The 25,095-nt window shown below is 51.6% G+C and carries 20 protein-coding genes, 1 tRNA gene and 2 pseudogenes; 11 read left to right on the top strand and 12 right to left on the bottom strand.

Going from position 1 to position 25,095, the window contains the following annotated elements:
• Position 1: 1 nt before the first annotated feature.
• Entirely contained in the window at positions 2-1,204 is a 1,203-nt protein-coding gene (gltS, locus tag L3069_RS00575) for a sodium/glutamate symporter (protein WP_006812438.1), read from the bottom strand.
• Between the two features lie 225 nt (positions 1,205-1,429).
• Between gltS and xanP the strand changes: the two genes are divergently transcribed.
• Both xanP and L3069_RS00565 read left to right on the top strand, forming a co-directional pair.
• Entirely contained in the window at positions 1,430-2,821 is a 1,392-nt protein-coding gene (gene xanP / locus L3069_RS00570) for a xanthine/proton symporter XanP (RefSeq protein WP_032626600.1), read from the top strand.
• A 118-nt stretch (positions 2,822-2,939) separates the two neighbouring features.
• Positions 2,940-4,634: an AsmA family protein gene (locus L3069_RS00565; RefSeq protein WP_038415017.1), complete on the top strand. Its 1,695-nt coding sequence runs from the start codon at positions 2,940-2,942 to the stop codon at positions 4,632-4,634.
• A 128-nt stretch (positions 4,635-4,762) separates the two neighbouring features.
• On the opposite strand, the gene yicI is transcribed toward L3069_RS00565, so the two are convergent.
• Both yicI and L3069_RS00555 read right to left on the bottom strand, forming a co-directional pair.
• The gene (yicI, locus tag L3069_RS00560; protein WP_038415016.1) at positions 4,763-7,081 is read right to left on the bottom strand and encodes an alpha-xylosidase; all 2,319 of its coding nucleotides are present in this window, start codon (positions 7,079-7,081) and stop codon (positions 4,763-4,765) included.
• Positions 7,082-7,093: 12 nt separating this feature from the next.
• Positions 7,094-8,485 (bottom strand): glycoside-pentoside-hexuronide family transporter, encoded by a 1,392-nt coding sequence (locus L3069_RS00555; RefSeq protein WP_023299010.1) that lies wholly within the window; start codon positions 8,483-8,485, stop codon positions 7,094-7,096.
• A gap of 288 nt (positions 8,486-8,773) precedes the next feature.
• On the opposite strand from L3069_RS00555, the gene L3069_RS00550 reads away from it, so the two are divergent.
• Both L3069_RS00550 and L3069_RS00545 read left to right on the top strand, forming a co-directional pair.
• Positions 8,774-8,868: transfer RNA gene (locus L3069_RS00550), tRNA-Sec, on the top strand.
• A 162-nt stretch (positions 8,869-9,030) separates the two neighbouring features.
• Entirely contained in the window at positions 9,031-10,215 is a 1,185-nt protein-coding gene (locus L3069_RS00545; protein ID WP_063162107.1) for an integrase arm-type DNA-binding domain-containing protein, read from the top strand.
• A 101-nt stretch (positions 10,216-10,316) separates the two neighbouring features.
• Here L3069_RS00545 and L3069_RS00540 read toward each other — a convergent pair whose 3' ends face one another.
• Together L3069_RS00540 and L3069_RS00535 are read right to left on the bottom strand one after the other, a co-directional pair.
• Positions 10,317-12,707, bottom strand: coding sequence for a S8 family peptidase (locus L3069_RS00540; RefSeq protein ID WP_074147574.1), 2,391 nt, complete (start codon positions 12,705-12,707; stop codon positions 10,317-10,319).
• 3 nt (positions 12,708-12,710) lie between these two features.
• Complete coding sequence (locus L3069_RS00535) at positions 12,711-13,697, bottom strand: AAA family ATPase (RefSeq protein WP_032294507.1); 987 nt, start codon at positions 13,695-13,697, stop codon at positions 12,711-12,713.
• A gap of 300 nt (positions 13,698-13,997) precedes the next feature.
• On the opposite strand from L3069_RS00535, the gene arsR reads away from it, so the two are divergent.
• Genes arsR through arsC form a run of 5 tightly spaced genes read left to right on the top strand, consistent with a single transcriptional unit; the run spans position 13,998 to position 18,302 of the window.
• Complete coding sequence (gene arsR, locus L3069_RS00530) at positions 13,998-14,348, top strand: As(III)-sensing metalloregulatory transcriptional repressor ArsR (protein ID WP_054627853.1); 351 nt, start codon at positions 13,998-14,000, stop codon at positions 14,346-14,348.
• Positions 14,349-14,395: 47 nt separating this feature from the next.
• Positions 14,396-14,758: an arsenite efflux transporter metallochaperone ArsD gene (arsD, locus tag L3069_RS00525; RefSeq protein ID WP_054627854.1), complete on the top strand. Its 363-nt coding sequence runs from the start codon at positions 14,396-14,398 to the stop codon at positions 14,756-14,758.
• Between the two features lie 17 nt (positions 14,759-14,775).
• Entirely contained in the window at positions 14,776-16,527 is a 1,752-nt protein-coding gene (arsA, locus tag L3069_RS00520; RefSeq protein WP_054627855.1) for an arsenite efflux transporter ATPase subunit ArsA, read from the top strand.
• Between the two features lie 47 nt (positions 16,528-16,574).
• Positions 16,575-17,864: an arsenite efflux transporter membrane subunit ArsB gene (arsB, locus tag L3069_RS00515; RefSeq protein ID WP_054627856.1), complete on the top strand. Its 1,290-nt coding sequence runs from the start codon at positions 16,575-16,577 to the stop codon at positions 17,862-17,864.
• A 12-nt stretch (positions 17,865-17,876) separates the two neighbouring features.
• Entirely contained in the window at positions 17,877-18,302 is a 426-nt protein-coding gene (arsC, locus tag L3069_RS00510; RefSeq protein ID WP_054627857.1) for a glutaredoxin-dependent arsenate reductase, read from the top strand.
• A gap of 34 nt (positions 18,303-18,336) precedes the next feature.
• Here the strand turns inward: arsC and L3069_RS00505 are convergent, their stop codons facing one another.
• The 4 genes and pseudogenes from L3069_RS00505 to L3069_RS00490 form a co-directional block, all read right to left on the bottom strand.
• On the bottom strand, positions 18,337-18,873 hold the full coding sequence (locus tag L3069_RS00505; RefSeq protein WP_054627858.1) for a GNAT family N-acetyltransferase: 537 nt from the start codon (positions 18,871-18,873) through the stop codon (positions 18,337-18,339).
• A gap of 124 nt (positions 18,874-18,997) precedes the next feature.
• A pseudogene (locus tag L3069_RS00500) lies at positions 18,998-19,447 on the bottom strand (ArsA-related P-loop ATPase); the annotation flags it as partial.
• Positions 19,443-19,577, bottom strand: a pseudogene (locus L3069_RS00495) (IS30 family transposase); the annotation flags it as partial. The pseudogenes L3069_RS00495 and L3069_RS00500, both read right to left, overlap by 5 nt.
• 16 nt (positions 19,578-19,593) lie before the next feature.
• Positions 19,594-20,741, bottom strand: a protein-coding gene (locus L3069_RS00490) for an IS3 family transposase (protein ID WP_088581786.1) whose coding sequence is annotated in 2 segments (ribosomal slippage) — positions 19,594-20,504 and positions 20,504-20,741 — 1,149 coding nt in all. Because the reading frame shifts where the segments join, the coding sequence is not laid out codon by codon here.
• Between the two features lie 154 nt (positions 20,742-20,895).
• Here L3069_RS00490 and L3069_RS00485 point away from each other — a divergent pair.
• On the top strand, positions 20,896-21,195 hold the full coding sequence (locus tag L3069_RS00485; RefSeq protein WP_038415012.1) for an XRE family transcriptional regulator: 300 nt from the start codon (positions 20,896-20,898) through the stop codon (positions 21,193-21,195).
• Positions 21,196-21,259: 64 nt separating this feature from the next.
• On the opposite strand, the gene L3069_RS00480 is transcribed toward L3069_RS00485, so the two are convergent.
• From L3069_RS00480 to L3069_RS00470, 3 genes are all read right to left on the bottom strand, one after another.
• Positions 21,260-22,141: a GlxA family transcriptional regulator gene (locus L3069_RS00480; protein ID WP_038415011.1), complete on the bottom strand. Its 882-nt coding sequence runs from the start codon at positions 22,139-22,141 to the stop codon at positions 21,260-21,262.
• A gap of 242 nt (positions 22,142-22,383) precedes the next feature.
• Positions 22,384-22,863 (bottom strand): hypothetical protein, encoded by a 480-nt coding sequence (locus L3069_RS00475; protein WP_022646606.1) that lies wholly within the window; start codon positions 22,861-22,863, stop codon positions 22,384-22,386.
• Position 22,864: 1 nt separating this feature from the next.
• The gene (locus L3069_RS00470) at positions 22,865-23,653 is read right to left on the bottom strand and encodes a winged helix-turn-helix domain-containing protein (protein WP_038415010.1); all 789 of its coding nucleotides are present in this window, start codon (positions 23,651-23,653) and stop codon (positions 22,865-22,867) included.
• Positions 23,654-24,487: 834 nt separating this feature from the next.
• Here L3069_RS00470 and L3069_RS00465 point away from each other — a divergent pair.
• A complete protein-coding gene (locus L3069_RS00465; RefSeq protein WP_038415009.1) occupies positions 24,488-25,090 on the top strand; it encodes a helix-turn-helix transcriptional regulator in 603 nt (200 codons plus the stop codon).
• Positions 25,091-25,095: the final 5 nt, after the last annotated feature.

The following is a 25,095-nucleotide window of genomic DNA, read 5'->3' as shown; positions in this document are numbered from 1 at the left end:
GTCAGCCAAACATCGGCAGCATCAGGTAGAGCTTAATGACCAGCGCGTTGACGATATCAATGAAGAATGCGCCCACCATCGGCACCACCAGAAACGCCATGTGCGACGGGCCGAACCGTTCGGTGATCGCCTGCATATTCGCGATGGCCGTTGGTGTCGCTCCCAGACCAAATCCACAGTGACCCGCAGCCAGTACCGCCGCATCATAGTTTTTGCCCATCATGCGCCAGGTAACAAAGATGGCATACAGCGCCATAAACACGGCCTGTACCGCCAGGATCGCCACCATCGGCAGCGCCAGCGAGGCCAGCTCCCACAGCTTGAGGCTCATCAGCGCCATCGCCAGGAACAGCGACAGGCTGACGTTCCCCAGCACGGACACCGCGCGTTCGAAGACGCGGTAGAAGCCCATCTGCGCCAGACCGTTGCTCAGGATCACCCCGATAAACAGCACGCAGACAAAGGTTGGCAGTTCGAAAGCCGTTCCCGCCAGCCATTGCGCAACGATTTTGCCCACGGTGAGGCAGATGGCAATCATGGCGATGGTTTCAATCATCACCAGCGAGGTGATGCTGCGACCAACGTCCGGTTTTTCGAACGCGGTCGGCACCATTTCATCGTCTGGTCTGCCTTCCGGCGTAGTGGAATGTTTCACCAGATAGCGCGCCACCGGGCCGCCAATCAGCCCGCCAAGCACCAGGCCAAAGGTCGCGCAGGCCATTGCCACTTCCGTTGCGTTTTCAAAGCCATAGCGTTCGATGAACAGCTTGCTCCACGCCGCGCCCGTTCCGTGGCCACCTGACAGGGTAATCGACCCCGCCAGCAGACCCATCAGCGGATCCAACCCCAGCAGCGACGCCATACCGATGCCGATGGCGTTTTGCATCAGCAGCAGGCCCACCACAACAATCAGAAACACGCCCAGCACCTTGCCGCCTGAACGCAGGCTTGCGAGGTTAGCGTTTAGGCCGATAGTGGCAAAGAAGGCCAGCATCAACGGATCTTTCAGGGACATATCAAAATCAATTTCCCAGCCCATGCTTTTTTTCAGCACCAGCAGGGCAAGCGCCACCAGCAATCCACCGGCTACAGGTTCAGGAATGGTGTACTTTTTCAGAAAGGAAACACTGTGTACCAACTTGCGACCAAGCAGAAGAACCAGCGTTGCGGCAACAAGGGTCGACAACGTATCGAGATGAATCATAAAAGGCTCCTGTTATGCGCGTGTTCCATACACACGCGGCGTTATCCTGGGCCGGGTGTTGCTCGTCATGAGCCGCCGGCGCGAAAAGTGTAATTTTTTTTTCCTGTTCGTTGTAGAAAACCTGTTCACACCGGCAGATTTTCTCTCTTTTTTTTGCTGGCAATCGTTTGCTTTTACCAGGTGGTCAGCTAAAATGCCCGCTTTTCCACCGTGGGATTGCCGCCGATGTCTGTTAACACTCTGGAGTCTGCTGATGCGCAACCGATTGCGCAGAAGCAAAACAGTGAACTGATTTACCGCCTTGAAGATCGTCCCCCGCTACCTCAAACCCTGTTTGCCGCCTGCCAGCATCTGCTGGCGATGTTCGTTGCGGTCATCACGCCGGCTCTGCTGATTTGTCAGGCGCTGGGGTTACCGGCGCAGGATACGCAACACATCATCAGTATGTCTCTGTTCGCTTCCGGTGTAGCCTCCATCATTCAAATTAAAGCCTGGGGTCCGGTGGGTTCGGGGTTGCTGTCGATTCAGGGCACCAGCTTTAACTTTGTGGCGCCGCTGATCATGGGCGGTACGGCACTGAAAACCGGCGGCGCAGATGTCCCGACGATGATGGCGGCGCTATTCGGCACCCTGATGCTGGCAAGCTGCACAGAGATGATCATCTCCCGCGTTCTGCACCTTGCGCGCCGGGTGATCACCCCGCTGGTCTCCGGCGTGGTGGTGATGATTATCGGCCTGTCGCTGATTCAGGTGGGTCTGACCTCCATCGGGGGCGGCTACGCGGCAATGAGCGACCATACCTTCGGCGCGCCGAAAAACCTGCTGCTGGCAGGCGTGGTGCTGGCGATCATTATTCTGCTTAACCGCCAGCGTAACCCGTACCTGCGCGTGGCTTCGCTGGTGATCGCCATGGCGGCCGGTTACCTGCTGGCGTGGGCGCTGGGCATGCTGCCGGAAAACACCACCCCAACCAACAGCGCGTTGATTACCGTGCCAACGCCGCTCTACTACGGCCTGGGCATTGACTGGAGTCTGCTCCTGCCACTGATGCTGGTCTTTATGATCACCTCGCTGGAAACCATTGGCGATATCACTGCCACCTCCGACGTGTCCGAGCAGCCGGTCTCCGGCCCGCTGTACATGAAACGTCTGAAAGGCGGCGTGCTGGCGAACGGACTGAACTCGTTTGTCTCGGCGGTGTTCAACACATTCCCGAACTCCTGCTTCGGCCAGAACAATGGCGTGATCCAGTTGACCGGCGTGGCCAGCCGCTACGTGGGCTTCGTGGTGGCGCTGATGCTGGTGGTCCTCGGCCTGTTCCCGGCGGTAAGCGGGTTTGTGCAGCACATCCCTGAGCCGGTCCTGGGCGGCGCGACGCTGGTCATGTTCGGTACCATCGCGGCCTCCGGCGTGCGTATCGTCTCCCGCGAGCCGCTGAACCGCCGCGCAATCATGATTATTGCGCTGTCTCTCGCCGTAGGACTTGGCGTCTCCCAGCAGCCGTTGATTTTGCAGTTTGCCCCGGACTGGGTGAAAAACCTGCTCTCTTCCGGCATCGCCGCGGGCGGTATTACCGCTATCGTGCTGAATCTCATTTTCCCGCCTGAAAAGAACTGATCCCCACACGGCAGGCTGTCAATGCCTGCCGTGACATCTCTTTACACCATTCCCGCCTTGAGCATTGCGCATAAATCGTGCATAACACCCTTATGTGCGTTTCGCGGGAAGGAAGACCATGAAATTTATTGGAAAGCTGCTTATCTATCTTCTGGTAGCCCTGCTCATTGTAGTGCTCGCCTTTTATTTTCTGCTCCAGACCCGCTGGGGCGCATCGCAGGTCAGTAGCTGGATCACGGTGAATACCGATTACGAGCTCAACTTTGACCTGATGGATCACCGCTTTTCATCCCCTTCTCACATTCTTCTGGAAAACGTTACCTTCGGACGAGATGGCAAACCGGCCACGCTGGTCGCTAAAAAAGTGGATATTGGCTTAAGCAGCCGCCAGATCACCGACCCGCTGCATATGGACGCCATCACCCTGTTCGATGGCACGCTGAATTTATCTCCACAGACGGCGCCGCTGCCGTTCCAGGCCGATCGTCTGCAACTGAATAACATGGCCTTTAACAGCCCGAATACGGAGTGGGATCTCAGTGCGCAAAAGGTGACCGGCGGCGTCAGCCCGTGGCAGCCCGAGGCGGGGAACGTACTGGGGAAAAATGCGCAAATCCAGATGAGCGCCGGGTCGCTCACGCTCAACGGCATACCGGCCAACAACGTGCTGATTCAGGGACAACTCAACGGCAAAGAGGTGGTGCTCAATACCATCGGTGCCGATATGGCGCGCGGCTCGCTTACGGGGTCGGCTCAGCGTAATGCCGACGGTGGCTGGGTTATCGACACCCTGCGTCTGAATGAGATACGCCTGCAAAGCGACAAATCGCTGCTGGATTTCTTCGCCCCTCTCTCCACCCTGCCTTCGTTACAGATTGGGCGGCTGGAAGTGACCGATGCCCGTCTACAGGGGCCAGACTGGGCGGTAACCGACCTCGATCTCAGCCTGCGTAACCTCACCCTGAGTAAAGGTGACTGGCAAAGCCAGGAGGGACGGTTATCCCTGAACGCCAGCGAATTTATCTACGGCTCGCTGCATCTTTTTGATCCTATCCTGAACGCGGAATTCTCCCCGCAGGGCATTGCGCTGCGTCAGTTCACTTCCCGCTGGGAAGGGGGCATGGTGCGCACCTCCGGCAACTGGCTGCGCGACGGGAACGCGCTGGTGCTGGACGACGTTGCCATTGCCGGGCTGGAATATACGCTTCCGGAAAACTGGAAAACGCTGTGGATGGATCCGCTTCCGGCATGGCTGAACAGCGTGACGCTGAAAAAATTCGGCCTGAGCCGCAACCTGGTGATCGACATCGATCCGGCGTTCCCATGGCAGATCACCTCCCTCGACGGTTATGGCGCTAATCTGCGTCTGGCGCAAGACCACAAGTGGGGCGTGTGGGGCGGTAACGCAACCCTGAACGGGGCGGCAGCAACCTTTAACCGCGTCGACGTGCGACGCCCGTCGCTGGCGCTGAATGCCAACGCCGCAACGGTAAACATTACCGACCTGAGCGCCTTTACCGAGAAAGGGATCCTGGAAGCGACCGCCACCGTGTCACAGCTGCCACAGCGACAAACCACCGTGAGCCTGAACGGGCGCGGCGTACCACTCAACGTCTTGCAGCAGTGGGGCTGGCCAGCGCTGCCGATTGCGGGCGACGGCAATATTCAGCTCACCGCCAGCGGCAGCGTGCAGGCGAATGCGCCGCTGAAGCCGACGGTGAACGGGAAGCTGAGCGCGGTAAATATGGATAAACAGCAGGTGCAGCAGACGATGACCGGCGGGATGGTGTCGGCGGTGGCTCCGGCACAGTAAAAAGCCGGGTGGCGGCTTCGCCTTACCCGGCCTACGAGGTTTTGGTTCCTTCTACCGTGGGTGAGGGCATCAGACCGCATAATTACCGTAGGCCCGGTAAGCGAAGCGCCACCGGGCATTTTTACGGCTCAGAGGTGAACCACCACCTCATCCCCGTCGGCTTTCACCACCACACCCCACTCGCTGCCCACATGTGAACCGCCTTTTACGCCGCCGACCTTCTGCACGTTGCGCAAGCACACCGACCAGTTTTGCGCATCTCCCGCGCAGGTAAAGGTCACGACGTCGCCCTGACGTGACGCCTTCAGCGTAAACACCACAGAACCGTCCGCCGCAGGCACTTCGCTCACCGCCGTTGCGCCATCGCTCAGGTTGAAGAGCTGGAAGGCCGTCCCCTCGTGCCACGCATAGTCTGGCTTCTGGTTATTGTTACCCAGCGCCAGCAGCGTGTTGTCGCGCACATAGACCGGCAGGCTCATGAAATCGTGCTGCTGCTTATGCCAGCGGCTACCCTCGATTTCATCGTTGTGCCACAGGTGCGTCCAGCGCCCTTCCGGCAGCCAGAACTGCACATCGCCCGCCTCGGAGAACACCGGCGCCACCATCATCGAATCCCCCAGCATGTACTGGCGGTCGAGGTAATCGCACGCCGGGTCGTCCGGGAACTCCAGCATCATCGCCCGCAGCATCGGCGTGCCGAACTCGCGGGCCAGCGCAGCCTGACGATACAGGTACGGCATCAGCTGGCATTTCAGCTGGGTGAAGTGGCGCACCACGTCGCAGGACTCGTCATCGTACGCCCACGGCACACGGTAGGATTTGCTGCCGTGCAGGCGGCTGTGGCTGGAGAACAGCCCGAAAGCGCACCAGCGCTTATAGACGTGCGCCGGAGCGGTGTTTTCAAACCCGCCGATATCGTGGCTCCAGAATCCGAAGCCGGACAGGCCAATCGACAGCCCGCCGCGCAGGCTTTCCGCCATCGATTCATAGTTGGCGTAGCAGTCGCCGCCCCAGTGCACCGGGAACTGTTGCGCTCCCACGGAGGCAGAACGGGCAAACAGCACCGCCTCTTCTTCTCCCACCGTCTCTTTCAGCACGTTCCACACCAGTTCGTTGTAGATGTAGGCGTAATGGTTGTGCATCTTTTGCGGATCGGAACCGTCAAACCACTGGACGTCCGTCGGGATACGCTCGCCGAAGTCGGTCTTGAAGCAGTCGACGCCGATCTCCACCAGGCCTTTCAGCTTGTCGGCGTACCACCGGCACGCGTCCGGGTTGGTGAAGTCGTAGATCGCCAGCCCCGGCTGCCATTTGTCCCACTGCCACAGGGAGCCGTCCGGGCGCTTGAGCAGGTAGCCCTTCTCTTTCAGCTCACGGAAGATCGGCGATTTCTGGCCGATGTACGGGTTGATCCACACGCAGACCTTCAGCCCTTTCTCTTTCAGGCGGCGGATCATCCCTTCCGGGTCGGGGAAGGTCACCGGGTCCCACTCAAAATCGCACCACTGGAAGGCTTTCATCCAGAAGCAGTCGAAGTGGAACACGTGCAGCGGCAGGTCGCGCTCGGCCATGCCGTCGATAAAGCTGTTGACCGTCGCTTCGTCGTAGTTAGTGGTGAAGGAGGTGGTCAGCCACAGGCCGAACGACCACGCAGGCGGCAGCGCCGGACGGCCGGTGAAGCGGGTATAGCGGTTCAGCACTTCTTTCGGCGTCGGGCCGTCGATCACGAAGTACTCCAGATACTCCCCTTCCACGCTGAACTGCACTTTGGAGACTTTTTCGGAGCCGACTTCAAACGAGACATTTTCCGGGTGATTCACCAGCACGCCATAACCACGGTTGGTCAGGTAGAACGGGATGTTTTTGTAGGACTGCTCGGTGCTGGTGCCGCCGTCGCGGTTCCAGGTTTCGACCGTCTGACCGTTGCGCACCAGGGCGGTGAAGCGCTCGCCCAGGCCATACACAGTTTCCCCCACGCCCAGATCCAGACGTTCAAACACATAGTTGCGATCGGTGTTGGTATCCTGCACGTAGCCGTTGTTTTTCAGCTGGCTGCCGGTAATGCGCTGGCCGTTGCGCAGGAAATCCAGCGCCCAGAACTCGCCTTTGGTGACGCGCACGCTGGCGCTGCCGCTTTTCAGCTCGGCAAATTCGGCGTTGTTTTCAATCTCAACTTTTACATCCTTCAGAACGTTCAGCGGATAGTGCGGGCCGTTGTTCAGCGCGCCCTGGAAATGCTCGATGCGCACCCCGATAATCCCTTCCTGCGGAGCAAACAGGCGCACCGTGAACATCAACGTGTCGAGCTGCCAGGTGCGTTCGCGCACGTCACGCGGCGCCACATACACCACCAGGTCATTGCCCTGCTGCTCCACGTCGAACACCTGTACCGGATACGTCACGTTAAGGCCCGGTTGGATAAGCCAGTTTCCATCACTGATTTTCATGCTTACGTCCTCTTAGTTCTGCAATTCTTTGCTGACCGGCAGGTTTTCAAACTCCTCCTGATTGCGGCGCGCGCCCTGCGCCAGCTCGCGCAGGATTTTGGTCAGGAAGGGGGTTTTCAGCGTGTAGTAGCGTCTGGCGATAATGGCGCTCAGCACGTAGCAGATCGCCGGAGCCAGCGTAAACAGACCGATAATGATGCTGATGGTCGCGCTGTTCTGGGTCTTGGCTGCCGCGTCGTAGCCGCCGCCTGCCAGCATCCAGCCGATCATCGCCCCGCCCAGCGCCAGGCCGAGTTTCAGCACGAACAGCGTGCCCGCAAAGCTGATGCCGGTCAGACGTTTGCCGTTAGTCCATTCGCCGTAGTCGACGGTATCGGACATCATGACCCACTGAATCGGCGTCACCAGTTGGTGCAGCACGCCGATAACGAAGATGAAGCCGAACATCAGCACGGTGGCATGCATCGGCACGAAGAACATCGCCACGCTGACCACCGCCAGCGCGGCGTTGGTCCACCAGAAGATGCTGACCTTGCACTTCCAGTCGGTGAGCGGTTTCGCCAGCGCCGAGCCAATCAGGTTGCCGACGCAGTAGGTGGTCAGGAACGCGACGAACACCTCCGGCGAGCCCATGATCCAGGTGCAGTAGTACATCATCGCGCCGCCGCGCACGCAGACGGCGAGAATGTTGAGGATGGTCAGCACGCCGACGATGCGCCACTGGTCGTTTTGCCAGATATCACGCAGATCTTCACGCATGGAGGTAGTACTCGGCGGCACCTGGATGCGCTCTTTGGTGGTGAAGAAGCAGAACGCCAGCATCAGGAACGCGACCACCGACAGCACGGCGATCCCGCCCTGGAAGCCGAAGGCTTTGTCATCCCCGCCAATCAGGTTCACCAGCGGCATCATCAGCACCGTGGAGAGCATGCCGCCCGCCGTCGCCAGCACGAAGCGCCAGGACTGGAGGGAGATACGCTGCGTCGGGTCGTTGGTGATCACGCCGCCCAGCGCGCAGTACGGGATATTGACCACGGTATAGAGCAGGGTCAGCAGCGTGTAGGTGATGGCGGCATAAACCATTTTGCCGTTAAGGCTGAGGTCCGGCGTGGTATACGCCAGCACGCAGACGATGCCGAACGGGATCGCGCCGAACAAAATCCACGGGCGGAACTTGCCCCAGCGGCTGCGGGTGCGGTCGGCAATCAGCCCCATGCACGGGTCGGAGATCGCATCCAGCGCGCGGGCCAGCAGGAACATGGTGCCGACAAACCCGGCGGGAATACCAAAAATATCGGTGTAGAAAAACATCATGTAAAGCATGACGTTATCAAAAATGATATGGCTGGCGGCGTCTCCCATGCCGTAGCCAATCTTCTCTTTTACTGACAATACTTCGCTCATATTTTTATCCTTCACGCTGTAGGGGGCGCTGAGACCGGTTGCATTGGTTTTAAACCATTGTTTCAGGAGCGGGTATTGCGTTTTCTGGTTAGCAGATTACGTTTCTTGTTTTTTGTGATCGGGATAAAGGTTGGTGAGCACAAAATGCTAACCTGAGGATTTTCTTAAGAATTAGCTGAAACAGGGGGATTCAGGTCAAAAGAGAGGTGAAAAAAGTGGTGTGGGGTATGTGGTAAATGCCTGAAAGTAGCTATAATGCGCCCCGCCTCCATGTAGCAATCGAGGCGCGGAAGATCGTCATCTCCGGTGAGGTGGCTGGACTTCAAATCCAGTTGGGGGCGCCAGCGTTCCCGGGCAGGTTCGACTCCTGTGATCTTCCGCCAATTAGCTTCTACTGATCTCCACTGTCTCAAGTAAATCCCCTATAATACCCGCAATTAAAGCTGATTATGTTCTCCCGAGGTCTACTGTCTCTACCAGAATCAAGTGCATTCTGGGGGCATAATGGGGGGCATGATTTATAGCCCTATTTTGAGATGCCCCCAATGAAGCTAACAGTCAGACAAATTGATACAGCCAAACCCAAAGAGAAGCCGTATAAGCTATCTGATGGTGGCGGCCTCTACCTTGAAGTAACTACCAACGGCTCACGTTACTGGCGTTTAAAGTATCGCTACGCAGGTAAAGAAAAGCGTCTTGCTTTCGGCGTTTATCCCGAGATTTCTCTCGCTCAAGCACGCGAAAAGCGTGATGCTGCGAAAAAGCTGCTGTCTGCCGGAAGCGATCCCGGTGAAGTAAAGAAAGCAGAGAAAATTGCCCAAAAGCTTAACTATGAAAATACCTTCGAAGCTATTGCCCGTGAATGGCATCAGTTGAGAGCGGATCGTTGGTCATTACGCTATCGCGATGAAATTATTGATACCTTTGAAAAGGATATTTTCCCCTACATCGGTAAGCGCCCTATAGCTGAAATTAAGCCCATGGAATTGCTGGAAACCCTTCGTCGTATGGAAAAGCGTGGTGCATTAGAAAAGATGCGCAAAGTCAGACAGCGCTGCGGTGAAGTATTCCGTCATGCGATTGTGACCGGACGCGCTGAATACAATCCAGCACCCGATCTCGCCACAGCCCTCGCAACACCAAAGAAAACACATTTTCCATTCCTGACAGCCGAAGAACTCCCTCACTTTCTTAGGGATCTTGCCGGTTACACCGGTAGCGTTATTACCAAGACTGCGACTCAAATCATCATGCTTACAGGGGTACGAACTCAGGAATTACGTTTTGCCCGCTGGGAGGATATCAATTTTGAAAAGCGGCTTTGGGAGATCCCTGCTGAAGTGATGAAGATGAAACGACCACACATCGTTCCAATGTCGGATCAGGTTGTCGAGCTCTTTGAGTCACTTAAACCTATTACCGGGCTATACCCACTGGTATTCGTCGGACGTAACGATCGAACGAAGCCGATCTCAAAGGAAAGCGTTAATCAGGTTATTGAGTTATTGGGATATAAAGGAAGGCTGACAGGACATGGTTTCCGCCACACGATGAGTACCATCCTCCATGAAGAAGGTTTTAACTCAGCGTGGATAGAAACGCAGCTAGCACATGTGGATAAGAACGCGATACGTGGGACTTACAACCATGCGCAGTATTTGGAGGGGCGGAGAGAAATGATGCAGAAGTATGCAGATTATGTAGAAAGTTTAGTCTCTCGAGGTGTGTGAAAATTCAGCAGTATAAAGATTCTCACCCCCTATTAGCATTCTTATAATAGAGATTGAGAATCTTTTTTTTCCCTCTCGCTTAAAAGCTAAATACTTTATATTTAACTTACCCGAGCCCTGGAGCGCTCCTGCTCACGAATTCGTGCCTCAATTTCGGCATAAAGATTAGCTTCAGCATTTTCTCTGTCCGTTGCAGTAACAACTAATGCATAAGGTTCATGTTGGCTATTAAGTGGGGTGCCCCACTCACGATCATTTCTAGTTACAACCACAAACCACTTTTCATCTGGAGACCTTTGCTTAAAAGTCCAACTAGAGGATTGTACTGTACCATGATCACGTTGTTGTGCAGTAATAGAACGATTGCTTACCGCATCGTCATTCCTAGAATCAGTACCATCTTGTATATCATGATTAAAGTATTGCTGAACATCTTGCAACGAAGAACCTTTAACAAGCCTGTAAGATATTTGTGTTGCTGTATAATCTAATCGCGTTGTCCTGACTGCTGGTGAATACGCTAAAGTAATGTGCAGTTCTCTTACTGCTCGCTGAGTTCTTAAAAAAGATGTAGGTAATGGAAGCTCAAAGAATTGATGAGTGTCATCAGAGATTTGCTCTTCACACATCATAACAACTACTTCCTCGGACGAGCGATATAAACCATCTTCCTCAACAACTCCATATCCAACGACATCTCGAATAACACTACGATTTCGGGTTGAAGGTTCAGATTTATAATGTTCTGTAACCTCTTCTGAGAATGTATTCTCCATCTGCGGTGTCAGCGCAGCGTGATTGACAAGCATAGCTCGCAACATATTGGCAGACATATCTGGATATTCATTGAGTAAACGTGCAGCGAGGTGCGTGATATAAGGTGCAGAAAAACTAGTTCCACTTTGTTCAGAGAAAAGTGTACTTCCTTGGAATTGATGGTGGCAGCTTAGCACACCAAGTCCTCTGGCATGTTGTCGCCATTGACCTCCAGCATTACGCATAGGTGCCGCAAAGTTTCCACCGTGCGCAACTATTTCTGGTTTAAATGCACCTTTCACAGAAGGTCCATGCCGCGTGAATGGTGAAGGTTGATATTCACCTGCAGGGCTTAAATGGCTAATTTCATCAGCACGACGTTGAGCGTCAAATGTTGCATTATGCCTTGCATAACTTCCTGCCGTTAGAACATTGAGTGCGGGCGCTGGATCAATAATAACTGAGCTATCGTGGATTAAATAGCTGGGATACTCTGCCCGCCAACTTTCTACTGGAACATCAGGGTCACTGCTACCATTAAAATTACCTGCGGAAACTACGAAAAGAATATTGTGACGCCTCGCCAGCACATCAAGCACATAAGCAATACCTCGGATGTGCTTTCCATCGTAAGGCGCATTTGCATTGCCAAGTGATAAGTTAAAAATACGACATCCTAGACCAACGAAATATTCTACTGCTTCGGTCAAAGTTGTTTCAATCGTAGCAGTATCAAATTCCCCTTGGGCATTAAGAATTTTGCCGTTATATAACCACATTGACGGTTGCCAGAAATTGCTAGCATCGCAAGCCTCAACATCACCATATAGGGCAATACCTGCAACAGCAGTACCATGTCCAAAATGGTCAGATTCATCTTCATTATCCACGAAGCAGGCACTCTCAGCTATTGCACTACGCAATAATGGATGTGCGGTATTAATTCCACTATCAAGGATGCAAACTTTTACGGCATTAGGTAATGGAGATGGGATATATTCGGGGATAAAATTGATATCTTTGTTCAGTTTCTCATACGAGATTCCACTGACAGGAAGACGGTCCACCATTCGAACATCACGGTGCTCAAGCAGTTTTTCAGCTTGCTCTAAATTTACTCTTACCCGGTACATCAGCAAACTATCAAGATTAATTCTATCCAAGCGATGAATCATATTTTCGCGGAGCCAGTTTTCAAATTCTCCGCAGATCCGAGCTCGAGAAGGATGTTGTGTCGTTTCTACCGGCCACAGCTCAACATCTAGACCGAAGGAATCTGAATCAGGAAACCCATACTGTTTCACTGACCAGCTTTTGCGATCCTCATTAGTCCAAACATCAACGCTATCCAATGCGGTTAAAATTTGCTGGTAGGTTATATGAGCGTGACCAAGCTGTGAAAGGTGTTCCTCAAAAAGAGCGATTCCTCGTTCATCAGCAAAGGCAATACATATTGTTTTATCTTCTTGACTGACGAACTCTATTCCATGCCTATCCATATGAGCAATATCTAACATCCCGGTATACTGTAACTTCAGCATATACCGACCATCATTATCCTTTCCTGGAATTTGTGGATTAGCTAATTGTGTAATACTTCGTAATTGCTCAGACAAAATGCGTCCATGTAAGCGCAAGTCAGCACGCTGTGTTCTCGGAATTTTGAACTGGCGTGTGCGTCTAGGGTTCTGAAGAGATTCTTTAGCAATACTAAGATGTTGATATTGTTCCGTCATTTATTATCCCTGACGAGTTTTGTTTATATTTTCCCGTAAAAGTGCATTCTTAAGATCTTTGAGAGTCAAAAACTCTTGGCTACGTAAAATCATTCTCTTGATTGCACGTCTTACAATCCGTTCTAAATCAGCACCACTTTTTCCAATGAATAGTGAGAGAACCTCATCGTCTTCAAGCTCAAACTGGCGGCGAATACCACGAAGTTTGAGTTTCATCAATTCTGACAACTGATGTTTATCGGGTAGTGGAAACTCAATAGCATCGTCAAAACGCCTCCAAATAGCACTATCCAGGATATGTTCATGGTTTGTTGCTGCAAGAATTAAGCTTTTTCCTTGGTATGCATCCATCATTTGTAAAACAGCATTTACAACTCGTCTTAACTCACCATGATCCCCACTATCCCCACGTTCTTTACCTATAGCATCAAACTCATCGAAGAGTACAACCATTGGGTATTGAGAGATAAAATCAAATATTTGGCGTAGGTTAGCAGCAGTTTCACCAAGATATGAAGAAACCAGAGTATCAAGCCTGACGATGGCCAACGGCATATCCAATTCACAAGCCACTACTTCTGCAGCAAGAGTTTTACCGCACCCAGGAGGACCAAAAAAAATAACTTTACTGATAGCTTTCATTCCGTAAGTGCGTAACACATCAGCCCTACGATTTTCTTCAAGTATCTCTTCGACAGCATCTGAACTTGATTCAGGTAGTACGATTTCATCTAAAGAACGACTTGGCTGTCTAATATCTAGCAAGGGCAAGCCTCGCTCTTTGTCCACTGGCACTGGAGGTGCAGCGGGCACTCGAGAGGTTTGTATCGCATGATCACCATAAAGAATATGTTCAAGGTCATTGGCAAGAAGATGATGTTGTTTTTGTCGTTCTTCTTCAATGATCACTTCCGAAACACGACGGAAGGCCGCGACATCACCTGTCGCTCCAGCTTTTATAAGCTGTCTTAGAACCTTACCGTTAGCCATCTTTTTCCCCTGAGCATACCCATACAAATAAAACCTTTAGTTCAGTTTAGCATCGGCGTAACGCCATAAGAAGTTCGTTCTATCAACATTTCTTGAATCCCTGAAGATTTTATTTGCATATCAGAATGGGGGTTACATCCTTTAGGGAATTTTATAAAAATATGAATATCAATAAGTTAAGCAACTTACTGATATCATGATAAAAAAATCCCACAACAAAAGTTATATATGATTTTTCGAATATATTGTTGCGATCTTAGACTTACAGAGTATCCTGTTATTAAACTAACCGGAGGACAGATGCTACTAACATCCTTACAACTCTTCAAAAATCTCTCCGATGAAACCCGCCTGGGCATCGTGCTGCTGCTCAGGGAGATGGGAGAGCTGTGCGTGTGCGATCTTTGCACGGCGTTGGAGCAGTCGCAGCCCAAGATCTCCCGTCATCTTGCAATGCTCCGGGAAAGTGGTCTATTGCTGGACCGTAAACAGGGCAAGTGGGTTCACTACCGCTTATCCCCGCATATTCCTTCCTGGGCCGCTCAGGTGATTGAGCAGGCCTGGTTAAGCCAACAGGACGACGTACAGGCCATCGCCCGTAAGCTGGCATCGGCAAACTGCTCTGGTAGCGGTAAGGCTGTTTGCATCTAAAAAATTTGCCTGAACATATATGATTTTACGAATGTGAGGTATTTAGAATGAAGACGTTAACGGTGTTTGACCCGGCAATGTGCTGCAGTACCGGCGTATGTGGCTCAGATGTCGATCAGGTTCTGGTTGATTTTTCTGCTGATGTGCAGTGGCTGAAAGGACGTGGCGTACAGGTTGAGCGTTACAACCTGGCGCAGCAGCCCATGAGCTTTGTTCAGAATGAGAAAGCGAAAGCATTCCTCGAAGTATCTGGAGCAGAAGGGCTTCCGCTACTGCTGTTGGACGGTGAAACTGTGATGGCAGGGCGATACCCAAAACGTGCTGAGCTGGCTCGCTGGTTCGGTATTACGCTGGAGAAGGTAGGGTTAGCTCCCACCAGCTGCTGTGGTGGTAATACTTCCTGTTGCTGAATATGTCAGGAGGACATATGAAATTCTTACAGAATATCCCGCCTTACCTGTTTTTTACTGGCAAGGGAGGCGTAGGAAAAACTTCCATTTCCTGCGCGACGGCTATCCGCCTTGCCGAACAGGGCAAGCAGGTTTTGCTGGTCAGTACCGATCCTGCCTCGAATGTCGGCCAGGTATTCGACCAAGCTATCGGTAACAACATTCGCCCTGTGACAGCAGTTCCTGGGCTTTCTGCTCTGGAGATTGACCCGCAGGAAGCCGCCCAGCAATACCGCGCCAGAATTGTTGATCCTATCAAAGGTCTTCTGCCAGATGACGTTGTTAACAGTATCAGCGAGCAGCTTTCAGGAGCCTGTACCACTGAGATTGCGGCGTTTGACGAGTTCACCGGCTTATTGACAGACGCTACCCTGCTGACCCGCTTCGATCACATCATTTTTGATACAGCGCCGACGGGCCACACGATTCGCCTTCTCCAGCTTCCCGGTGCCTGGAGTAGCTTCATTGAAAGTAATCCAGATGGTGCTTCCTGTCTTGGCCCAATGGCCGGGCTGGAAAAGCAGCGTGAGCAGTATGCTCATGCAGTAGAGGCGTTATCCGATCCTGAACGTACCCGCCTGGTTCTGGTTGCACGACTGCAAAAATCGACGCTGCAGGAAGTCGCCCGCACCCATGAAGAACTGGCTGCAATTGGCCTGAAAAACCAATACCTGGTGATTAATGGTGTGCTGCCTAAAGCCGAAGCTGAACATGACGCCCTGGCCGCTGCGATATGGCAACGTGAGCAGGAGGCACTGGCAAATCTTCCTGCCGGTTTATCTGAGCTACCGACAGATACCCTATTACTACAGCCAGTCAATATGGTTGGTGTGTCCGCATTGAAGGGACTGCTGGATATCCATTCTGAGGCGTTACCGCTCCCGGCAACGAACGCTCTGTACATGCCTGAAAACTTATCGCTCTCTGGCCTGGTCGAGGATATCGCTCGCAGTGAACACGGCCTGATTATGCTGATGGGCAAAGGTGGCGTAGGGAAAACCACGATGGCTGCGGCTATAGCCGTCAGGCTGGCAGACATGGGATTTGACGTGCATCTCACGACCTCTGATCCTGCTGCGCACCTGAGTACAACGCTGAACGGCAACCTCAAAAACCTGCAGGTCAGCCGCATCAACCCTCGCGATGAAACCGAACGCTATCGTCAGCATGTTCTTGAGACGAAGGGAAGAGATCTGGACGAAGCAGGGAAACGGCTACTGGAAGAGGATTTACGCTCTCCCTGTACAGAAGAAATTGCCGTGTTTCAGGCCTTTTCCAGGGTGATTCGTGAAGCGGGTAAACGGTTTGTTGTCATGGATACCGCCCCTACGGGACATACGCTATTGCTGCTGGATGCGACCGGGGCTTACCACCGAGAGATTGCCAAAAAAATGGGTAGTAAAGGTCATTTTACTACCCCAATGATGCAACTTCAGGATCCGGATAGAACCAAAGTTCTGCTTGTTACGCTTCCTGAAACCACACCAGTGCTGGAAGCGGCAAACCTGCAGGCTGACCTTGAAAGAGCGGAGATTCATCCGTGGGGCTGGATTATCAATAACAGCCTTTCCATTGCGGATACGCGTTCTCCGTTGCTTTGCCAGCGTGCTCATCAGGAACTGCCTCAGATTGAGGCTGTTAAGAATCAGCATGCTGACCGTATAGCGCTTGTTCCGGTGCTGGCGTCAGAGCCCACCGGTATTGAAAAGCTCAGAGAGTTGATGAGTTAATTTTTTGGCATATACAGGGCGACAAAGTCGCCCTGTCAGGAGGTTTTATGTTACTGGCAGGCGCTATTTTTGTCCTGACCATTGTTTTGGTTATCTGGCAACCAAAGGGATTAGGGATCGGCTGGAGTGCAATGCTGGGCGCGGGACTGGCTCTGATATCTGGCGTTGTGCATGTGGGCGATATTCCGGTGGTGTGGAATATCGTCTGGAACGCGACGGCGACCTTTATTGCCGTGATTATTATCAGCCTGCTGCTTGATGAATCAGGCTTTTTCGAATGGGCGGCATTGCATGTTTCTCGCTGGGGTAACGGTCGTGGCCGTTTGCTCTTTACGTATATCGTTCTGCTAGGTGCAGCGGTAGCGGCACTGTTTGCCAACGATGGTGCGGCACTTATTCTGACGCCGATAGTCATCGCCATGCTACTGGCATTAGGGTTCAGCAAAGGCACGACACTGGCATTCGTCATGGCTGCTGGGTTTATTGCCGATACAGCCAGCCTGCCGCTTATCGTATCCAACCTGGTAAACATCGTTTCTGCAGACTTCTTTGGACTGGGCTTCACCGAGTATGCGTCGGTAATGGTGCCGGTTGATATTGCAGCCATTGTTGCCACGCTGGTTATGCTACATCTGTTCTTCCGCAATGATATTCCACCGACTTACGACCTGGCTCTCCTGAAAGCACCGGCAAAGGCGATTAAAGATCTGGCAACCTTCAGAACTGGCTGGATAGTGTTGATCCTTCTTCTGGTTGGCTTTTTCGTCCTTGAGCCGTCGGGTATCCCGGTCAGCGCGATTGCTGCTGTAGGCGCTGTCATTCTATTTGCGGTGGCGAAACGAGGCCATGCCATTAACACCGGTAAAGTGCTGCGCGGTGCGCCATGGCAGATCGTCATCTTCTCATTGGGGATGTATCTGGTGGTCTACGGTCTGCGCAACGCCGGGCTGACCGAATACCTTTCAGGTGTGCTGAACGTACTGGCGGATAAAGGACTCTGGGCTGCGACGCTGGGTACTGGCTTCCTGACGGCTTTCCTGTCTTCCATCATGAACAACATGCCTACCGTGCTGGTTGGCGCTCTTTCTATCGATGGAAGCACCGCAACAGGCGTTATCAAAGAAGCGATGATCTACGCCAACGTGATTGGCTGCGATCTGGGCCCGAAAATTACACCTATTGGTAGCCTGGCAACGCTGCTCTGGCTGCATGTACTTTCACAGAAGAATATGACCATCACCTGGGGATACTATTTCCGCACAGGGATCGTCATGACTCTGCCTGTGCTGTTTGTAACGCTGGCCGCGCTGGCGCTACGTCTCTCTTTCACTTTGTAATGAGATACTGATATGAGCAACATCACCATCTATCACAACCCGGCCTGCGGCACGTCGCGTAATACGCTGGAGATGATCCGCAACAGCGGTAATGAACCGACCGTAATTCTTTACCTTGAGACTCCACCTTCACGCGATGAGTTGGTCAAACTTATCGCAGATATGGGGATTACAGTACGGGCGCTGCTGCGTAAAAATGTCGAGCCTTATGAAGAACTGGGGCTTGCCGAAGATAAGTTTACTGACGATCAGTTAATCGATTTTATGCTTCAGCATCCGATCCTGATTAACCGCCCGATTGTGGTGACACCGTTGGGAACGCGCCTTTGCCGCCCTTCCGAAGTGGTACTGGATATTCTTCCGGATGCGCAAAAAGGCGCATTTGCTAAGGAAGACGGCGAGAAAGTCGTTGATGAAACAGGTAAGCGATTGAAATAAACATAAAGGGGGCAGACGCCCCCTTATTCTTGCCTCAAGGCATAAGACCTGAACCTTCTGGCAGAGTACTATTCCCTTCACCAAGTTTCATTTGCAGCAAAACCGTGTCAAGCCAGCGGCCATGTTTGAAACCAATGTCCTTTAATGTGCCTATTTCAGTAAATCCTGCGCGGATATGCAGCGCAACAGAAGCAACGTTAGCGCTGTCACCCACAACAGCAATCATCTGACGATATCCCTGAGATTCGGCCCATTTTAATGCATGATCGAGCAGTGCTTTTCCGACGCCCTGGCGCTGATAAGCCGGATCAATATATATCGAATTTTCAACCGTGAACCGATAAGCATGGCGTTCGCGGTAACGGGAAATATAACAGTAGCCAATGATCGTATCGCCCTGCAGGGCGACATACCATGGGAATCCCCGAGACTGAATGCTCCTCAGTCGGTTAAGCATTTCCTGCATATCCGGAGGTTCGGTTTCGAAGCTACCTGTACCATGCAGAACATGGTGAGCATAGATATTGCGTATCGCGGTAATGTGCTGTTCTTCAGCTTTGATAATGTGCATCGAATTGCTCCAGTAATGGTGTTTTACAAACTACCGGAATTCGCGACAGCAGGTTAAGCACTTAAACTTATAATCTGTATAAGCAAAAGTTTGGCTACAGAAGATGGGGCCGCAGCCCCATCTATTAGCCTGCCATTTTTGCCAGCAGAGCTGCACCCACTGGTTCTTCGTTCTGCAGTGGTGTTAATGCAATACGCTTTGCAAACTGCTCTGTAACGTCATTTATCAGCGGCAGTTCGCGACTGGCTCGGGTTACCAGGAACGGTGAGGACGGTTTCGCAGCAGCCAGACTGCTATTGATTACCCATGCCCATGGTTCAATTTCAGCCCGACGCAAATCCTGTTGCAGGTTTGCTGCTTCCAGTACAGGTGTCGTTTCGGCAAGCGTCACGATAATCACCTTCGTCTTCTCCGGGTCCTGCAATTGCATCATTGGCGTCAACACATTGTCATGCGTTTGCCCCATCTGACGCACCATTTCCCGGTGATAGGCTCCTGTTGCATCCAGTAGCAGAAGCGTGTGACCTGTTGGCGCTGTGTCCATAATGACAAAATGTTCGTCTGTAGATTCAATCTGTCAATGCAACACCCCTTTCAATTATCTCTTTCGGTGTTTTGAACTTCAGTGTCTTTCTCGGTCTGTTGTTTAGCTGAGCAGCAACCAGATCTAGTTCATGTTGAGTATATTGGGCAAGACATGTCTGAATCGCCACGGATAATCTAGACACTTCCTAGCCGTTGATAATACTGGTTTTCATATTCTGTCGGTGACATCTGATCGCTGGAACCATGCCGACGCTTACTGTTATAAAACATTTCGATGTAATCAAAAATATCGCTGCGGGCTTCTTCCCGCGTTCCGTAGCTCTTTTTCTTTATCCGTTCGCGTTTCAACAACTGGAAAAAGCTTTCTGCAACCGCATTATCATGGCAGTTACCGCGACGGCTCATGCTGCCCTCCAGGCCGTGTGATTTCAGGAACGACTGCCACTCATGGCTTGTGTACTGACTGCCCTGATCCGAATGAACCAGCACCTGTTTTTGGGGATTACGGCGCCATACAGCCATCAGCAGTGCGTTCAGGACAATGTCCTTTGTCATCCGGGATTGCATGGACCAGCCGATAATTTTGCGTGAGAACAGATCAACAACCACGGCAAGATACAGCCAGCCTTCGTGGGTCCTGATGTAGGTTATGTCCGTTACCCAACGCTTATCCGGAGCATCCGGATTGAACTGTCGCTGGAGCCTGTTGGGCGACACGATACTGGCCTCGCCTTTACGTGCCCGCGGGCTCCGGTATCCGACCTGAGCCTTTATCCCGACACGTTTCATCAGTCGCCAGACTCTGTTCACTCCGCACTGTTGCCCGCTGTCCCGCAGATCCAGATGGATTTTGCGATAACCATAGACGCATCCCGATTCCAGCCAGAACTGTTTAATCTGTCCTGTCAGTCTCAGGTCTGCCTGATGGCGTTGTGAATGCGGCTGCTGAAGCCAGGCGTAAAAACCACTGGGATGAACATCCAGCACCCGACAGAGCAGGCGAACAGGCCAGCAACAGGTGTTGTCACGGATAAAGGCGTACCTCAGTCGGACAGCTTTGCGAAGTACGCCGCGGCTTTTTTTAATATGTCCCGTTCGTCGGTAACCCGCTTCAGCTCTTTCTGGAGACGGCGGATCTCGGCCTGAGCATCTGACTGTTCTTTATTAGCGGAAGAATCCGGACCGTACTTCTTTATCCAGGCGTAAAGGCTGTGGGTGGTGATATCGAGACGTGTTGCAACGCTGGCAACAGAATAACCGCGATCAACAACCTGTTTGACTGCTTCAGTTTTAAACTCTTCGGGATAACGCTTACCGCTCATGGGCACCTCTCTTTAAGCCATCTTAAATGACTCTGAGGTGTCTGTTAAACCCGTGGCGATTCAATAAGCGTAATGACAAAACCTTTTATGAAAAACTGATTCGCATTGCAGATGCCGAATTCACCCATCATCTGACAAGCCTGGAGGCAGCCAAGTGAAAACCTTAAATGAAGTGATTGCGTCACGCTCACCGGAAAGCCAACAGCGCATTCAGGAGATGGCAGAGGAAATGTTCCTCGAAACCGGTCTGCAACTTCTGCGTGAAGAGCTCCAGCTTTCGCAAAAACATGTCGCCGCTCTTATGGGCGTAAGTCAACCTGCGGTAACACAGCTGGAGCAGCGTGGAAACGATCTGAAGATTGCTACGCTTAAGCGTTACATCGAAGCGATGGGCGGAAAACTTAGCATTAACGTGGAACTACCCACTGGCAAGCAGGTTGCGTTTCATCTCTAGCGCGATTGTATCTGTAGTTGATGGCGCAACTATATAAGCCGCATTTTACATCCACCTCAGAAAATTAATTCTGCGACGTGCGCCACACCCCAGGCGTACAACCATACTCCGTCTGAAAATGACGAATAAAGTGCGCGCAGTCGCTGAACCCCATCCGCTGCGCAATATCCGTCACGCTTTGCTGCGAGTTCTTCAGCAGCCAGCAAGCATAGCGCAGTCTGGCGCTGCGGATAAATTCGCGGGCCGTTTTGCCGAATTCTGCGTGGAACAGACGGTTGAGCTGGCGTTCACTCAATGCCACTTCTCGCGCAAGCCCGGCGGTAGTGAGCGGCCGGGTCAGGAACTGTTCAATCAGCATGACGGCGCGGCGCAACCGCGAGTCAGGGATAAGCGCAAGATTCGCCGGACGTGGGGTGGCAATTTCATGCGGAACGAGCGACAAACGCTGACAGGTGGTGCTGGCGATATCATCCCCGGCATGGGCGCGGATAAGCTCAGTTGCCAGCGTCAGGGTGGAAATACCGCCCGGGCAGGTCAGCACATCGCCATCGTCGATGAAATCATACCCTTGCTCAGCATAAACCAGCGGGAAAGCCTGCCGAAATGCATCAAGGTGGAAAGGATGGATGGACGCTCGTCGTTCATTCAGCAATCCTTCCTGTGCGAGGACAAAACTGCCGGTGCCAATGCCAATGAGCGGAACCCCGGCATGGTGGGCATGTGCCAGATACGCTTTATCCCCCTGATACCCTAAGTCCAGATACTGCAATTCACCGCCGATAACAGCAAGGTAGTTAAAACTGTCCGGCGGCCCATGGGGAGAATCCGGCCTCATGATAATCCCCGCATTGCTGATAATCGGGATATCAGGAAATTCACTTATCAGGCTGATTTTAAATGCTAATTTATCCTGAGCTTTCGCTGCATAACGCAGCGCTTCCAGCAATCCAGATACCGCCAGAAGTGAATAACGGGGCCATAATATCAACCCAATATGCAGACACTTTTCCGGTACTGATTTCCCCCCATCGGAGGAGTAAAATACACTTTTCATTTACTTGCCAAATTTAAAATTAATTACATTATCGCAACATGATCTGTCGCACTTTATATTTCTAAGATAATCCTGATATTTTAAATCAAGCATAAATGAGACGGGAGGAAAATATAATGCTTTTCTCGTTTACATCATTCTTTTTTTGAACCACGACACACATATGTCGGTAATGTTCCTAAGGTAAAGATATAGTTACCATTATGTTGTTCATTGATACGCATATAAATACTCTTGCCCGGATAGACAAAAAATTGCGGTTCATATTTTTCCAGCCAGCTGTCTTCGACATTATCGTCCGGGAAAGTCATATTTTTTTCTGACGTCAGCAAATAGAGGCGATCTTTTCTCTCCACCCGAAAGGAAATTTTCCTGTCGATGGTTTTACCCGGATCGCTCTTTGCCCGGCCATTCATGCTCAGGGTGCCGAATTTCCCGTCGAAGGTGTAATTCAGCCAGACCGTCAGCGTCTCATCCGGATGGTGCTGTACCAGATTAGCCTGGCATGAAAAAGGCTGAACGTAAGATCGGTGCCACAGGTAATAGCCCGTCAGCACGCCTGCCGTGACGAGGCCCGTCACGATGACATACAGCATCTGCCGAAAACGAGTCATGCTAGCTATCCTTCAGGAAATAATCAGATATACAGCGGTTCGGTTCTTTCATTGGCCGGTCGCAGCGAATAACCGACGCACGAGGAAGCAGGGCGTACCAGCTGATGTAAACCCAGGGATATTGCGCGCATTCAGCCTTGAATTGTTCTACATAGGTCAGCGCGGAAGCGCGTTCAGCGTGAGTCTGAATGTCGTTCGCAAGATAAACGCGACAGGCCCCGACGGATGCCGCAAAACGGTAATCCTCAACAAAACGGTTTTCCCTGGCGCTCATATATCCCGTCACGCCTGCCCCGGCCAGGATGACCAATAGCCCCATGACGACAGCCAGCCAGCGCGTGGGCTTCCTGGCAACGGGCGCTGCTGGCTCGGAGGATGCAGAGACCTCCTCGATCGCTGGCGCCTCCACACATTGTCCCTCTGCGGGTTGAGGCGCGACAGGCGAAGACTCTCTGACGGTTATTTGCGTGTCGCTTGCCAGCGTCAGCCCAATACGGGGAATGGTAACGATAGGGTCAATTTCAAAACCAATCTTTTTGAGCCCTTTGCGCAGGATGGAGATGTTCTGGTAATAGGTATTGGAGGAGACAAGCATGCCGCGGCTTTGCCAGACAATATCAAGGAACTCTTGCTGAGTGACAATCGACCCCGCTCTGTCGATTAATAACAACAGGCATCGGCCTGCTGGCGAATTTAACACAACCACACGGTCAGGATTGTTGATATCACGTAACGTGCTGGCCGCAGGATGAAATTCGACGATATTATTTATAATGTAATGCTTATGCATAGGGGCAGTATGAATTCTCCGGTTAACAGATGTTGAACCTGAGTCACCGCATGTATGTGATGACATTCGCGTCGGGATTAATGTGACTGATTAACGGCATGCTGTATATCTTCGCCATTGGCGAAAAATCTTAATTTATATTTCATCCCTTAAGCTTCACTGAACCTGCATAAGAACTCAAGCCTTGTAGAATGGGGCTTGCAGAGCCGCTTCATCCGTGACCATCCTCATTATGATGTTTTGTGAAGTGAATTTCCGCTCCACAGAAGTATCTGACTATCGACAGCATCTCTTTTATCAGAGCCTCTCCTTTTGGCGCACTCCTCGCCTCTTGACATTGACAAATATCTACATAAAAAAACATTGTACGCCACGGACATGCGTGTCTGAAATATTCAGTACTCTTAAGCCTTAAGTTTTCTCAACCTGACAAATATCAATAAGTTACATGGTTTTTGTATGCTTTTCACCCACCTCTCTATCAGTTTTTATCGATGATAACATTCGTAAATTGTTATTCCCCGTCAGCAACTTCACACCCGCACTGACACCAGACGACAAACTCCTTACAAAACATTTATCAAAGCTAAATTTTCATTAAAAATAGCGGCTATCATAATTTACAGAAAGCGAAGCGGAATAAGACCAATCAGAGGGAAGCGTCGTAACCGGTCTCGATCTCAGTAATTAATACAATTTTAGATTAATTCAGATTACCTCTTTATTGGCCGACGTATAGTAGGCCTACACTATGCAATACGTCATTGCTTCGAGAATACTGGCGATACCCTTATAAATAATTCGCCTGATTACTATTATAATTCGAGGAATAACATGACGAACAATAACCAAATAACACAGCATATTACTGTTGCATTGATGGGCGGCGATCATTATGCAAGAAACGGCATTAAAACGTTATTACGCAGCATCCGCGACGACCTTCACATCATTATCATCGAAGGAGGTTATCAGGAACTGGATAAGGCGCTGTCGTCGATTCGTATCGATATCTTATTTATATCCGGCGCAGAGAAATACCATACAGGGTATGGCGCACTGAAACATTTAAAAAAAATCAAAGCCACGCATCCAGAGGTGATTATCTGCCTGTACTCAACCTCTGCCCATTCCCTGTTATGGGCCAGGGAAGATATTGATGCCTATATCTCGCTACAGAACACGGTTTATCAGTGGCGGATAAAGCTAGCAAAAATGGTCGATAGCCATTATCGGCCCCAAAAGCAGCCAGCGGCGTTATCGCTGACGCCTGGAGAAAGGAGGGTATTAAAGGAACTCAGGAACGGACTGGATATACGTTACATCGCAGAACTGGAGAAACTTTCTTATCGCCGCGTGAGCGCCTTAAAAAGCTCAGCGATAAGGAAACTCGGGCTCAGGAATAAGACAGATTTGCTGGTCTTTTTAACCAGTTAGACCTG

The sequence above is a fragment of the Enterobacter cloacae complex sp. ECL411 genome (genome assembly GCF_021869665.1).
In the GTDB taxonomy this organism is placed as follows: domain Bacteria; phylum Pseudomonadota; class Gammaproteobacteria; order Enterobacterales; family Enterobacteriaceae; genus Enterobacter; species Enterobacter intestinihominis.
The sequence above is the reverse complement of the archived record's forward strand: the minus strand, read 5'-3'. Positions and strand labels throughout refer to the sequence as shown.

Bases quoted from the DNA above. Each gene is read 5' to 3' on its own strand.
- gltS (WP_006812438.1), bottom strand. From the start codon at position 1,204: ATGATTCATCTCGATACGTTGTCGACCCTTGTTGCCGCAACGCTGGTT.
- xanP (WP_032626600.1), top strand. From the start codon at position 1,430: ATGTCTGTTAACACTCTGGAGTCTGCTGATGCGCAACCGATTGCGCAG.
- L3069_RS00565 (WP_038415017.1), top strand. From the start codon at position 2,940: ATGAAATTTATTGGAAAGCTGCTTATCTATCTTCTGGTAGCCCTGCTC.
- yicI (WP_038415016.1), bottom strand. From the start codon at position 7,081: ATGAAAATCAGTGATGGAAACTGGCTTATCCAACCGGGCCTTAACGTG.
- L3069_RS00555 (WP_023299010.1), bottom strand. From the start codon at position 8,485: ATGAGCGAAGTATTGTCAGTAAAAGAGAAGATTGGCTACGGCATGGGA.
- L3069_RS00545 (WP_063162107.1), top strand. From the start codon at position 9,031: ATGAAGCTAACAGTCAGACAAATTGATACAGCCAAACCCAAAGAGAAG.
- L3069_RS00540 (WP_074147574.1), bottom strand. From the start codon at position 12,707: ATGACGGAACAATATCAACATCTTAGTATTGCTAAAGAATCTCTTCAG.
- L3069_RS00535 (WP_032294507.1), bottom strand. From the start codon at position 13,697: ATGGCTAACGGTAAGGTTCTAAGACAGCTTATAAAAGCTGGAGCGACA.
- arsR (WP_054627853.1), top strand. From the start codon at position 13,998: ATGCTACTAACATCCTTACAACTCTTCAAAAATCTCTCCGATGAAACC.
- arsD (WP_054627854.1), top strand. From the start codon at position 14,396: ATGAAGACGTTAACGGTGTTTGACCCGGCAATGTGCTGCAGTACCGGC.
- arsA (WP_054627855.1), top strand. From the start codon at position 14,776: ATGAAATTCTTACAGAATATCCCGCCTTACCTGTTTTTTACTGGCAAG.
- arsB (WP_054627856.1), top strand. From the start codon at position 16,575: ATGTTACTGGCAGGCGCTATTTTTGTCCTGACCATTGTTTTGGTTATC.
- arsC (WP_054627857.1), top strand. From the start codon at position 17,877: ATGAGCAACATCACCATCTATCACAACCCGGCCTGCGGCACGTCGCGT.
- L3069_RS00505 (WP_054627858.1), bottom strand. From the start codon at position 18,873: ATGCACATTATCAAAGCTGAAGAACAGCACATTACCGCGATACGCAAT.
- L3069_RS00475 (WP_022646606.1), bottom strand. From the start codon at position 22,863: ATGACTCGTTTTCGGCAGATGCTGTATGTCATCGTGACGGGCCTCGTC.
- L3069_RS00470 (WP_038415010.1), bottom strand. From the start codon at position 23,653: ATGCATAAGCATTACATTATAAATAATATCGTCGAATTTCATCCTGCG.
- L3069_RS00465 (WP_038415009.1), top strand. From the start codon at position 24,488: ATGACGAACAATAACCAAATAACACAGCATATTACTGTTGCATTGATG.